The organism is Methanolobus sp. WCC4 (genome assembly GCF_038022665.1).
Classification (GTDB): domain Archaea; phylum Halobacteriota; class Methanosarcinia; order Methanosarcinales; family Methanosarcinaceae; genus Methanolobus.
Map to the genome: position 1 here is coordinate 2,069,630 of NZ_CP150629.1, position 11,754 is coordinate 2,081,383.

The following is an 11,754-nucleotide window of genomic DNA, read 5'->3' on the forward strand; positions in this document are numbered from 1 at the left end:
CACAGCAGGTCGCTTTGGTCAGATCGATATGGTCGATCGTAGCCCATGGATAACTTGACCGATCCCGAAGGGTACGGCGAAGCCGGCGCTTTCCCATAAGAAGATACAGAATTATCTGCATAATGCATTGTACTTTCTTTGCAGGCATTCTGTAGAGATCTCAGTATAAATACAAGTATGTGGAAGCATCTTCTGTATAGCATCATAGGAATGTGCCGCCTTCGGCGGATGGTTATTTTGTTTTTAGTTTATCGGTTGTTTTTATGGAAATTAAAAGAGCAATGTTGTTTCACTTATATAAACAGAATTTCTACGAAGATAATTTTCCATTTTATGATATCAATACAAAACCCTGTCACACAGTGGAAGTTGTGACAGATAATGTATATTGCTACCTTCAAATGAGAACTGAAGCGGGAATACTTTTACACCTGCTTCCAGAGCCTTTTCGAAAGTATCCGCAAATGCAGGGTCAATGATACCGTTGGCCGTGAAACACTCCGCCTCCGGTCTGAGAACCAGTATGATCACCGCAGCATCATGACCTTCCGACCTTGCCTTTATCAGTTCCTCAAGATGACGCTTTCCACGCGTTGTCGGTGCATCCGGGAACGAGGCGACCCTGCCCCCTGCAAGTGTACAACCCTTGACCTCGATCCATGTACTCTTCCCATCTTTCCGGACAAGATAATCAAGTCTGCTGTCCCCATATCTCTGCTCCGGCAGTATACTATCTGCGTTGCTCAGGTCATCGATGATACCGTTCTCGATCACCCATCCGGATATCTGCCTGTGAAATGCGGAGTTGATGAGTATCCAGTTGTCACCGGACCTGCCAGCTATCATATCCCATCCGGTCTTCCTGTTCGGATTGCTGGCCTTGCGTAAAAGTACCCTGTTTCCGGGATAGAGTATATCCAGCAGTCTGCCTGGATCATGCACATGGACCTTTTCATGTGTTTTGATGCCATTGTTCTCTATCTCGACAATGGCAAGGAAACGGTTCGGACGTTCTATGAATGTACCTTCGGTGTCGATGTGGATATTGAGGACCTGTGGATGGGTGTTTGGGGTCATGAATGCTTCTATGATTTGTGTGGATTCGATATAGAGGTTGTGTGAAGAGGATGAGGGACATATCTGTAGCATATCATGTTCAATTGGTTATTGCATTAAGCAAGCAAGTATAAAATAATTCTAAAAAAGGAAAAGAATCATAGAAATTCAATTTGTTTTGATTTACATTATATTAGTATAGAAATAAATTTTTATTCTATAAATATCAATATAAAATAGATGGTATGAGCAGAGGAACAAAATGATGAAAAATATTGATTTTTTAAATTTTGCTGAGATAGGGATAGTTGAAATCTTAGTATCTTTGTTTGTTGCTGCATTAGTATGCATACTTTTAGAGAAAGTTGTGAAAACACTTTCGATTATAATTAAAATTCTCCTCATGATTATAGGAGGACTAGTAACGCTCTACTTCTTGATGATGCTTAATGGAGTATAAACAAAAATAAGATAGATATACAAAGATACAAAAAATTACTTGGAATATTCAATGTGAGTTAAGTATTCAATACCAAATTATCCTACTCAATAGTTGTTAACAGGTGTAGAAACCAAGAACATACTTATATCCTAAAAAACATTCAAATCTGAAATGAACTGGCAATCAATCTTCAATGAGCTATTTTCAGACATTTGTAAATAAAAAGAACGGCAAGTATCATAAACAACTCACACCACCGCCTTCAAAGCAGAAAGTGCCGCCGTCTTCAAAAAGCCCTTGCATTCGATGTCAATAGAACCATTGTCAAGGGACATTCCCAGATAGGCCAGTGGGTCATCACTTTTGAGTATGCCACGGATAGCGTTCTCTTTTCCTGTGACGGTTACTGTAGGGTCGATATCCTCACTGCCGGATATCTTCCTGAACTCCGTGATAAGGCCATCCTCTGTGACCACTTTGATCCTCATGTTGCTGTTGTCGTTCATATCGATATCGAGAAGGATCACATCATTCCCTGCAACCTTTTTCACAGCATCGGGAACCTCGTCGATACCGGCATTGTAGTAGCCGACGTATCTCTTCATCTGGCTGTAAAGGTCGGTCTTAACAGGTTCTGTGTAAGTTCCTGAGACAGCCGTGTTCGAACCGGAGCCTGTTGAGCTGGTACCTGTTGAACCGGAAGGAGCACTATTACGTCTGGTATCCTCAGTCTTTTTCGTATTCTCAGCGTCCTTACTCAACATGGATGGTAATACATCATGTTCATCCAGTTCGCTCTTGATCTCATCTGCCATTTCCGCCAGTGACAGGTTAGAGAATGCAAGCAATATGAATATAGCAACTGTAATACGGGCTAATTTTTTGACATCCAACCGTTCAGTATCCACTCTCATACTGATCAGCATGGTATGTTCAGCATAAAAAGAAGATGTTCATGAAAGATCGATATATGTACAGATAATCTCGATTCGAATTATTGTATACAGAATGATATACAGGATTTTAATTTTACTTGCATTCTTAAATAGGAATAGTGTATTAGTATAATATTATATTGATATAATAGTATATTTGTAAATAAATACCATGATGTAAAAGATCCAGGTACACATGCGTTCCGATCATAAGATAATACTGACCTCCTTTGTAGTCGGAGTTCTTTTCTGGTTAATAGATTCACTTTTAGATTTCTATATATACTATGACGGAACAGGAACATTTTCTGACCTGCTTCTGTCTGATGTACCGGCACACGAGATATACATCAGGTCTTTTGTACTGATACTCTTCACGGGATTCGGTTTTGTTCTTTCCAGAATGGTCAACAAGGTCAACAAAGTAAGTGAAGGACTCGATGAGAGAGTAAAGGAACTTAACTGTCTCTACGAGGTCTCAGCAACAATAGGAAAGAACTATCCTCTCAACAAAACACTTGAAACCATAGCTGACAGCATCTATTCCACATGGCATTATGCAGACCTGACAGGTGTACGGATAGTACTGGGTGATATCAGTGTAAATTCGGGTGATCCCATACCTACCGATATGAGAATATCCCGGAATATCTTCATAGACGGATCACAGGAAGGATTCATAGAGCTCTGTTATTCCCATGAGATCCCTGATGCAGGGGAGAAATGTCTGCTTACTAAAGAAAAGGATCTTCTGGGAACGATTGCAGAGAATATAGGTCAGTTCAGTGTACGCAAAAGATCCGAGCAGGAACAGATGGAAAGTGCAATAAAACTTCGTGAGCTTGTGAACACCATTCCTGATCTTGTTGCACTTAAAGATCCGAATGGTGCCTACATCAAATGTAATCCGAAGTGCGAACGATTCCTTGGTGCAAAAAATGCGGATATAGTTGGAAAGACCGACTATGATCTCCTTGACAAAGAACTGGCAGATTCCCTGAGAGAGAAGGAAAAGGAGGTTATCGACATTGGAGAACTCTCTATTGAGGAAAGGGAGATAGTCTTCGCAGACAATGGGGAACGACAGATAGTCGAGATTATCAGAGGTCCCATATACGCATCTGACGACTCTCTCATGGGTCTGCTGCTCATCGGCAGGGATGTTACCAGACGTAAGGAAACCGAACTCGGCCTTTTCAGGGATAAGGAACTGGCAGAGGAGTCCAGTGAGAACAAAGGCAGGTTCCTTGCGCATATGAGCCATGAGCTCAGGTCACCTCTTAATTCAATTCTTGGTTTTTCCGATATTCTTCTTGAAAGTAGACCAGGAGATCTGAATGCAAAGCAGAGCAGTTTCGTCCAGAACATAAGGAAAAGCGGGGAACACCTGCTGGAGCTGATCAATAATATCCTTGACAATTCTAAGATCGAGTCAGGACAGATGGAATTCGAACCTGAAAGACTTTACCCGAAAGAAGTGATCGATGAGGTAATCTTACTTATTGAACCCACTGCACAGACGAAGTCCATCGACCTGACATCAAAAATGGACCTCGACAATGTTAAGATCAATGCCGACCGGATCAAGATGAAACAGATCATATACAACCTTCTTAGTAACGCTGTCAAGTTCACCCCTGAAAATGGAAATATCGATATTATTTCAGCCCTTGTTGACAATAACATCCAGATATCCATCTCAGATACCGGCATCGGTATCCCATCAGACAAGCAACAGTCCATTTTTGAACCATACAAACAGGCTACATCTTCATCCAATGGCCACTACAAAGGAACCGGACTCGGACTTGCCATCGTCAAAGAGTTCGTGGAGATGCATGGCGGCGATATCACAGTTGAGAGTGAAGAAGGAAAGGGCAGCACGTTTGTTTTCACGATACCTGCGGGAATGTGAACCCTATTTTACCCGGTATTGTAAAATCTATTCTTGTATTTCCCGTTACAATCCATACTATGGAACAACCTGCAACAACAACAATCATTAAATATCGAAAGGATCAAAGGAAGAGGGTGATACATATGGATTGTCTATTCTGTAAGATAGTTGCTGGTGAGATCCCATCACATAAGGTCTATGAAGATGAATTCGTCTATGCTTTCCTCGACATATACCCCTGTTCTGAAGGACATACCATTGTTCTTCCGAAGAAGCATTTCGGCAGGTTCACCGATATGGACGGAGAGGAAGCAGCAGCACTCTTCAGTTCAGTGAACAGGGTCGCTAAGACGGTTGAAAAGACACTGGGACTCGAAGGGATGAACATCGGTATCAACAACGGGGAGATAGCAGGGCAGACAGTGCCACATGTGCACGTTCATATCATACCAAGACGTGCAGGGGACGGAGAAGGTAACATGCACACCATCGTTGAACTGCATCCTTCAACAGATAACCTTCCCGAACTGGCAGAAAAGATAAGCAAGTCCTTTGAATGAAACGCAACCTTCATTCCTCAGGAAAGCCAGAATATCATATTCATTCAGATCGATCTAGAACCATTTAAACTACAATAACTACAATATCAACTACAGGAGAAATGAATTATGGCAGATGATGAACTGAAAGTACTCGATGCGCTTAAAGATGCAGCAAAACCACTTAGACCAGGCGAGATAGCCGAACTTACAGGTCTTGAGAGTAAAGAGGTCAGCAAAATCCTCAAGAAGCTCAAGAGCACAGATGCTGTCTGTACTCCAAAAAGATGCTTCTATGCACACGTTGACTACGAGAAGTCAGAAGAATAAACCTTCTTCATATTCTTTATTTTTCCTTTTTTGTATTCTCATTCCGGTATTATCGTTATCTTTGCTGACCATCCGACCCGATACTTCATCAGTCACTGCTCAGCACGGTCACAGTGACCTCTCTTGTCCTCGGTCCATCCAGTTCTGCAAGGAAGATGCTCTGCCATGTACCAAGTACAGGTCTTCCGTCTGCCACAGGTATCATCTCACTGCTGCCAAGTAGCACTGCTTTAAGGTGTGAATCGGCATTATTGTCGATCCTGTCGTGTGCATATCCTGCATGAACTGGTACAAGCTTTTCCAGCAAGTCCAGTATATCAGACACAATACCTGACTCATTCTCGTTGACAATGATCGAGGTCGTTGTGTGCTTCGTACTGATCACGCATATACCGTTACGTACCCCACTGTCAGCTACACATTCCCTGACCCTGCTCGTTATATCGATAAGTTCGATCCGTTTTCCGGTTCTTACCTGCATACCTGTCACCAGTAAGTGATAACATTTTCAGACTTTTAATCATACCGGGTCTTATAGATTCAGTTCAAGAAACATGTGACATCGAAAGGACGTGTACACAATATACCAATGCTGTTTTTCATAAAAATAGAATATGAAACGATATCAGATCAAATGAACATAAAAAAAAGAACTTCATAAATAGAAAAAAGTCCCGGACATAAATCCGGGGTTATTTAAAAACTTGCTGAACGACCTTATTTCTGTAAATAGCTGGACAGAGCAGCTGTGCTGCTAAAATAGTCACTTACAGGGATGGTGCAGGTGTTGTCATCGGAGTTGTACTCATAACCAGCAAGTGTAACACCGTTCGCTGAGAAGATGAAATCACCTGTAGGATTCTTCAACTGGCTGGACTGGAATGTAGCAACACCGGTTGCATCTGTTACGGCAGATACAGTTTCTGATACAAGACCACTCCAGTCACCGGAAACGGTTGCACCGGGAACAGGGTTGCCGTCAGCATCGACTACAGTAGCCTTAGCAGTTGCATATGCGAAGACATGTTTGTTTGCCTTTACAGTAGAGGTGGGGTCTATAGTAAGCACACTGAAGTGCATGCTACTTACAGGATCCGTGACCGGAGTCTCTGTAGCAGGTTCTTCTGTAGCAGGAACCTCAGTAGCAGGCTCTTCTGTAGCAGGTTCCTCTGTTGCAGGTGCCTGGTCGAGATTTGATACTGCTGCAAGAGCATTCACAAGACCGTAGCCATAATAGTCATCCTTGCCTGCGGTACCAAAATCAGTAGCAGTGCTCTGGAGTCTTGCACGTACCTCTGCAGGGTCCCATGTTCCATCGTTGTCAAGGTCAAGATTGGTTCCTGAAACATCAGTGTTGAGCAGAAGGGCTACTACACCGGTCACATGAGGGGCGGCCATACTGGTACCACTATAAGAGCCATATGAAGATCCAGGCAATGTGGAATAGATATATCGTCCAGGGGCAGCCAATTCAATTTGAGGACCGTATGATGAAAAATATGCTATGGAATTACTTGATTCAATAGCTGCAACTGCAATCACAGAATCGTAATCTGCAGGAGAGAGAACTGAAGGATCATCTTCATCACCTGTGTTGCCAGCTGATGCAATGACCACAGTGCCACTGTTATAGGCGTTATCACATGCCGCTTTAAGAGTGCTGGAATATGAGCCGCCTAAACTCATAGAAATTACGTCAACATCATTGTTCACAGCCCAGTTGATAGATGCAATAACATCACTCCATGAACAATATCCTGCTGAGTTAGCTGCCTTGAGGGCATAGAAACCTACATCAGGAGAAACACCAATCACACCAATATCGTTGTCAATTCCAAGAACTGTACCGGCAACATGAGTACCATGGCCATTATCGTCCATTGGACTACTATCATCGTTAACATAGTCATACCCACCAAGGTAATTTGCTGCAAGGTCTGGGTGATTGTAGTCTACACCGGTATCGATAATAGCCACTTTAATTCCATTACCAGTAAACCCTAGAGCATGTACCTCAGGAGCATTTACCCTTTCAATTCCCCAAGGAATAGTCTCTCCTGTTATCTGGGCAATTCCATCCGGTTCGACAAGATCGATATTCGGATTCTTAGAAAGAGCATCGATGGCCTTCAGAGGAAGTTCAGCTGCAATAGCAGGAACAACATCATATTCGTACTTTATCTCTCCACCATTTGCCTTCACAAGCTGGGCATCGGGTTTATTCTTGAATTGGATAAGAACAGGAACTTTTTCATTATCGGACGATACAGCACTTGCCGGTGCCACCATAAAAGATAGCAGAATCGACAAGATCATTAATAACGTAATTGGTACTTTATTCATCATATCACCGGTTTTTCACCAAATGGAGCTTTAAAACGGAATAATATATCTGCACTTTAACAATAGTAGAACAGCTTAATGGACACATATAAGAATGTTATGAAATTATCACGGACATTTTTGTAAAAATTATACAGTTACACATTAATTACAGATGCAAAAATTATAAGCAGCAAATTATGAGCAAAATAATAATCAAATGAATATTGAAAACAATATTCATTCGAAGTCGGAAAGTCCTTTCAGGTCCAGCGTTGCGAAATAGTCTTCCACTGTTTCTGCTCTTCTGATCTGCACAAAACTTCCGTCAGGTCTCAGAAGTATCTCTGCTGACCTCAACTTGCCGTTATAGTTGAAACCCATGGCATGTCCATGAGCTCCTGCATCATGGATAACAAGTACATCACCACTCATGACCTCCGGAAGAAGTCTGTCAATGGCAAACTTATCGTTGTTCTCACATAGGGAACCTGTGACATCATAGAGCTGTGTGGCTTCCTCGTTCTCCTTTCCGAGAACAGTTATGTGATGGTAGGCTCCATAGAGCGCAGGACGCATGAGATTGGCCATACATGCATCTGTACCGACATAGTCCTTGTAGATGTGCTTCATATGACGTACACTGGTAACGAGATAACCGTAAGGTCCTGTTATGACCCTTCCGCATTCCAGGAATATCTTCAATGGATGCAGGTCATTTGCCCTGATGATCTCATCATATGCCTTGCTGACACCCTTAGCGATCACATCATAAGGAACCTTATCCTGCTCGGGTCTATATGGTATACCTATTCCACCGCCAAGGTTCACGAACTCGAACTTAATGTCCAGTTCCTCTGAGATCTCAGCTATAAGTTCGAACAGTATCTTTGCTGTCTCAATGAAGTATTCAGGGTCAAGTTCATTTGAAGCAACCATCGTGTGCATACCGAACCTCTTGACGCCCTTTTCCTTCATTACGCGGTAGCCTTCGAAAAGCTGCTCCCTTGTGAAGCCGTACTTTGCCTCTTCAGGATTGCCTATGATGGCATTCCCTTCCTTGAGAGGACCGGGATTGTAACGGCAGCATATTATCTCAGGCAGACCGGCTGTCTCTTCAAGATATTCTATATGGCTGATGTCATCCAGATTGACGATGGCACCCAGCTCCTTAGCCTTGATGAACTCCTCTGCAGGAGTGTCATTGGAACTGAACATTATATTCTCACCAACGATCCCTGTACTTTCTGCGAGAAGGAGTTCTGGAAGGGAACTGCAATCAGCACCAAAACCCTCTGCCTTGAGTAACTTCATGATGTACGGATTTGGCAGTGCCTTTACCGCAAAATATTCCTTGAAACCGTTTACAACACTGAAAGCTTCCTTGAGCTTCCTTGCATTCTCGATGATCGCCTTCTCATCATATACATGGAAGGGTGTTGGATACTTTTCAATCATCTCTGTTATCTTTTCCTGTGTGAATGGAAGTGTCTTTGCTACCATTGATCTCCCTCAACGTTACTCTACATATCTCTGCTCCCCTTAAACTCGGTCCATCAATAAATAGTTGATTGGAGAAGTGAGACCATCATCTGCATGATATGTCTCTTGATAATGATTTTATAGTAGTTCTCACACCCATTTCTTTTTTAGAACGCAGAATATATATACATCTTGTTCGCATATAGTAGAACAATTGGGGCGTATTTCATTTTACAAATTACAGAGGACAGTTTACGAAAGCCAGTTTTAGAAAAGAGGATATAGAAATGAACGAAAAAGATCATTACTCCGGTGATGATGACTCGCACGATAAGATAACCAGCATCGATGAACTGATAGAACACATTGTGGAAATGTTCGCAAGTAACATCGGAGAAAATGGTGAAAAACCAGTGATACATGGTTTTACATTTATCAACCAGCCAGGGAAGAAGCCTTTTGTGTTTGGCTTCAAAGGCCATAACGAGCCTGAACCCATGGAATATGAGGAAGAGAGCGAGGGAGACTTCTATATCTTTAAACAGGAACCTTTCATTGATGTCTGCGAGATCGGGGACGAAGTAATCCTCCTTGCAGACCTTGGAGTTGAGGAAGAACAGGTTGAGTACTATCCATACGCTTCACATGTGGAGATCTCGGTCATAACACCCAATACCGGGTATTCCCGTGTAATCGACCTCCCATGTGATGTCGACCCGGAGACCATGGCCCGGAGTTACAGGAACGGAGTACTTGAACTGGTGTTTCAGCTTGCTGATGTGGAAGAGTAAGAGAGGTATTTGATCTCCTCTTTCTTTTTTCATAATTCCCATTGACCATACCCAGCCGCAGAGGATCTTATTTCCTTTTTAATTCATTCCTTTATCTTTAGTCCTGACTCCGTATATTATCAGTTCTTTTGACAAAAAGCTCCCTCCTGAAAAAGACGCAAAGTATGGCAAGTGTCAAATACTTGAACCCTGATTTCAAACTAAGCAAAAAATCGGGAAAGATCTAAATGATAAAAGTAGTCAAAGCAGACGAAAGACATCTTGTTGACAACGACTCACAGAACAGTTACTGGCTCTTCTCTTATTCTGATTATCTGGATATGCAGAACACACATTTCGGTGATATAAAGGTCTTCAATGATGAGACACTGAAAGCAGGAAAAGCATTCAATACCGAGTCTACCAATGATAATGAAATAGTGACCATTGTCCTTGAAGGAGAACTTACCCATGAGGACAGCACAGGAACAAAGGATGTACTTAGAGCCGGTGATGTACAGGTCATATCAGCAGGTAGCGGTACCTCATTTTCAGGAATGAACCTCACAGGCAGCGATGTTCGCTTATGCAGGATGTGGATCACTTCCCTTACGCAGAATATGAAACCTTTATGCAGAAAAGAGAACTTTGAACTGGATTCCCGCAAGAACGAACTGGTAGCCATTGTCGGTCAGGGATACCCGGGTGCGGTCAAGATGCGTGCCAACTCGACAATTTTCATGGCAGATCTTGAAGAAGGAAAAACCGTGGACCTGCTGGCGGATATGTCCAGATTTATCTTTATCTATGTACTTGAAGGTGAGATCACAGCCCTGGGAGAGAAACTGGCAAAGAATGACCAGGGTCGCATAACCCAGACCGATAAGCTTTCTGTCAAAGCTGATTCTGATGCACGTTTCATCCTGGTGGATGCTACAGGTGCATATATAGGATAAGGACAGGACCGGATGGGAGAACTTGCAAAGCTTCCCAATATCGGCAAAAAGGTCGAAGAACAACTATTACAGGCCGGAGTGAACACACCGGCCGAACTTATCGAACTTGGTAGCAGGAAAACATTCGAAAGGCTGATGACAATCGATGAGAGTTCCTGTATCAACAAGCTCTATGCCCTTGAAGGTGCCATTCAGGGAATACGCTGGCACCATCTCCATGAAGAGGAAAAGAAGGCACTGAAAGAGTACTATCTCTCCCTGAAATAAGAGGACAGATACTCGAATACCTCTCCAAGCTCCTCATATTTGAGATGGGCGTAACCGTCCAGAGGAGTAGGCATATTGTTGACAATAACAAATTTTCCTCCTGTCTTCAATGATAACATAGGAAGGGTTGCAGCTGGCTGGACAACAAGTGAAGAGCCAATGACCACGAAAAGATCAGCCTTTGAACTTGCATCCATAGCCCTGTCAAATGCATTCTGATCAAGCACCTCCCCAAAGAAGGTGATCTCAGGTTTTATCAGGCCACCACATTCACTGCAATGAGGAACTTCCTCCTCTTTTAACATGTCCACAACATCCTTATAGGTATATTGCCTGTCACATGAAAGACAGCTGTGGAAAGAGGGAGAACCGTGGACCTCGATCACATTGTCAGAGCCGGCCTTCTGGTGGAGAAGGTCGATATTCTGGGTTATCACAGCTTTAACGTATCCCTGTTTCTCAAGGAATGCAAGGGTATCATGGATAAGATTGGGTTCCTTGCTGTCAAGATCATAGATGAAGTCCCTGGCATGTGTATAGAAATAGGAAGGGTCCTTCAGGAAATAATCGAGGTCGAATATCCTGTTAGCATCATATTTTGTGTAGATGCCATTACTACCCCTGAAATCAGGAATGCCTGAGAAGGTAGATATACCCGCACCGCTCAGGAAAACAGTATTATCGGAACTTTCAATGAGATCTGCCAGCCTCTTCATACCTATATCTTACAATTCAGGGTTTATATTGCTTTGTCAGGG

The 11,754-nt window shown here is 42.8% G+C and carries 13 protein-coding genes; 7 read left to right on the plus strand and 6 right to left on the minus strand.

The genetic code is table 11. The annotated features are described in order from the left end of the window. Positions 1-339: 339 nt before the first annotated feature. Positions 340-1,077, minus strand: coding sequence for a DNA/RNA nuclease SfsA (gene sfsA, locus V7O63_RS09925; RefSeq protein ID WP_340818350.1), 738 nt, complete (start codon positions 1,075-1,077; stop codon positions 340-342). Positions 1,078-1,321: 244 nt separating this feature from the next. Here sfsA and V7O63_RS09930 point away from each other — a divergent pair, with 244 nt between their 5' ends. Continuing rightward, entirely contained in the window at positions 1,322-1,516 is a 195-nt protein-coding gene (locus V7O63_RS09930) for a hypothetical protein (protein ID WP_340818352.1), read from the plus strand. Positions 1,517-1,746: 230 nt separating this feature from the next. On the opposite strand, the gene V7O63_RS09935 is transcribed toward V7O63_RS09930, so the two are convergent. Beyond that, positions 1,747-2,412: a hypothetical protein gene (locus V7O63_RS09935; RefSeq protein ID WP_340818353.1), complete on the minus strand. Its 666-nt coding sequence runs from the start codon at positions 2,410-2,412 to the stop codon at positions 1,747-1,749. Between the two features lie 217 nt (positions 2,413-2,629). Between V7O63_RS09935 and V7O63_RS09940 the strand changes: the two genes are divergently transcribed. The 3 genes from V7O63_RS09940 to V7O63_RS09950 all read left to right on the plus strand — a co-directional run bounded on the left by V7O63_RS09940 (position 2,630) and on the right by V7O63_RS09950 (position 5,199). Beyond that, positions 2,630-4,348 (plus strand): ATP-binding protein, encoded by a 1,719-nt coding sequence (locus V7O63_RS09940; RefSeq protein WP_340818354.1) that lies wholly within the window; start codon positions 2,630-2,632, stop codon positions 4,346-4,348. A gap of 125 nt (positions 4,349-4,473) precedes the next feature. Then, on the plus strand, positions 4,474-4,890 hold the full coding sequence (locus tag V7O63_RS09945) for an HIT family protein (RefSeq protein ID WP_340818355.1): 417 nt from the start codon (positions 4,474-4,476) through the stop codon (positions 4,888-4,890). Between the two features lie 108 nt (positions 4,891-4,998). Next, positions 4,999-5,199 (plus strand): helix-turn-helix domain-containing protein, encoded by a 201-nt coding sequence (locus V7O63_RS09950; protein WP_340818356.1) that lies wholly within the window; start codon positions 4,999-5,001, stop codon positions 5,197-5,199. Positions 5,200-5,287: 88 nt separating this feature from the next. Here the strand turns inward: V7O63_RS09950 and V7O63_RS09955 are convergent, their stop codons facing one another. From V7O63_RS09955 to V7O63_RS09965, 3 genes are all read right to left on the minus strand, one after another. After that, positions 5,288-5,680, minus strand: coding sequence for a secondary thiamine-phosphate synthase enzyme YjbQ (locus V7O63_RS09955; RefSeq protein ID WP_340818357.1), 393 nt, complete (start codon positions 5,678-5,680; stop codon positions 5,288-5,290). A gap of 236 nt (positions 5,681-5,916) precedes the next feature. After that, positions 5,917-7,488, minus strand: a complete 1,572-nt coding sequence (locus V7O63_RS09960; RefSeq protein WP_340818358.1) for a S8 family serine peptidase — start codon at positions 7,486-7,488, stop codon at positions 5,917-5,919. 273 nt (positions 7,489-7,761) lie between these two features. Beyond that, a complete protein-coding gene (locus V7O63_RS09965) occupies positions 7,762-9,024 on the minus strand; it encodes a diaminopimelate decarboxylase (RefSeq protein WP_340818359.1) in 1,263 nt (420 codons plus the stop codon). A 266-nt stretch (positions 9,025-9,290) separates the two neighbouring features. Between V7O63_RS09965 and V7O63_RS09970 the strand changes: the two genes are divergently transcribed. The 3 genes from V7O63_RS09970 to V7O63_RS09980 all read left to right on the plus strand — a co-directional run bounded on the left by V7O63_RS09970 (position 9,291) and on the right by V7O63_RS09980 (position 10,996). Beyond that, complete coding sequence (locus V7O63_RS09970) at positions 9,291-9,794, plus strand: hypothetical protein (protein ID WP_340818360.1); 504 nt, start codon at positions 9,291-9,293, stop codon at positions 9,792-9,794. Between the two features lie 227 nt (positions 9,795-10,021). Beyond that, positions 10,022-10,729, plus strand: coding sequence for a pirin family protein (locus V7O63_RS09975; protein WP_340818361.1), 708 nt, complete (start codon positions 10,022-10,024; stop codon positions 10,727-10,729). Between the two features lie 12 nt (positions 10,730-10,741). Beyond that, entirely contained in the window at positions 10,742-10,996 is a 255-nt protein-coding gene (locus tag V7O63_RS09980; RefSeq protein WP_340818362.1) for a TfoX/Sxy family protein, read from the plus strand. On the opposite strand, the gene V7O63_RS09985 is transcribed toward V7O63_RS09980, so the two are convergent. Continuing rightward, the gene (locus tag V7O63_RS09985) at positions 10,978-11,712 is read right to left on the minus strand and encodes an NAD-dependent protein deacylase (protein ID WP_340818363.1); all 735 of its coding nucleotides are present in this window, start codon (positions 11,710-11,712) and stop codon (positions 10,978-10,980) included. The genes V7O63_RS09980 and V7O63_RS09985 overlap by 19 nt on opposite strands. Positions 11,713-11,754: the final 42 nt, after the last annotated feature.

Bases quoted from the DNA above. Each gene is read 5' to 3' on its own strand.
- V7O63_RS09955 (WP_340818357.1), bottom strand. From the start codon at position 5,680: ATGCAGGTAAGAACCGGAAAACGGATCGAACTTATCGATATAACGAGC.
- V7O63_RS09980 (WP_340818362.1), top strand. From the start codon at position 10,742: ATGGGAGAACTTGCAAAGCTTCCCAATATCGGCAAAAAGGTCGAAGAA.
- V7O63_RS09960 (WP_340818358.1), bottom strand. From the start codon at position 7,488: ATGGTGGCACCGGCAAGTGCTGTATCGTCCGATAATGAAAAAGTTCCT.
- sfsA (WP_340818350.1), bottom strand. From the start codon at position 1,077: ATGACCCCAAACACCCATCCACAGGTCCTCAATATCCACATCGACACC.
- V7O63_RS09975 (WP_340818361.1), top strand. From the start codon at position 10,022: ATGATAAAAGTAGTCAAAGCAGACGAAAGACATCTTGTTGACAACGAC.
- V7O63_RS09965 (WP_340818359.1), bottom strand. From the start codon at position 9,024: ATGGTAGCAAAGACACTTCCATTCACACAGGAAAAGATAACAGAGATG.
- V7O63_RS09940 (WP_340818354.1), top strand. From the start codon at position 2,630: ATGCGTTCCGATCATAAGATAATACTGACCTCCTTTGTAGTCGGAGTT.
- V7O63_RS09935 (WP_340818353.1), bottom strand. From the start codon at position 2,412: ATGAGAGTGGATACTGAACGGTTGGATGTCAAAAAATTAGCCCGTATT.
- V7O63_RS09945 (WP_340818355.1), top strand. From the start codon at position 4,474: ATGGATTGTCTATTCTGTAAGATAGTTGCTGGTGAGATCCCATCACAT.
- V7O63_RS09950 (WP_340818356.1), top strand. From the start codon at position 4,999: ATGGCAGATGATGAACTGAAAGTACTCGATGCGCTTAAAGATGCAGCA.
- V7O63_RS09930 (WP_340818352.1), top strand. From the start codon at position 1,322: ATGAAAAATATTGATTTTTTAAATTTTGCTGAGATAGGGATAGTTGAA.
- V7O63_RS09985 (WP_340818363.1), bottom strand. From the start codon at position 11,712: ATGAAGAGGCTGGCAGATCTCATTGAAAGTTCCGATAATACTGTTTTC.
- V7O63_RS09970 (WP_340818360.1), top strand. From the start codon at position 9,291: ATGAACGAAAAAGATCATTACTCCGGTGATGATGACTCGCACGATAAG.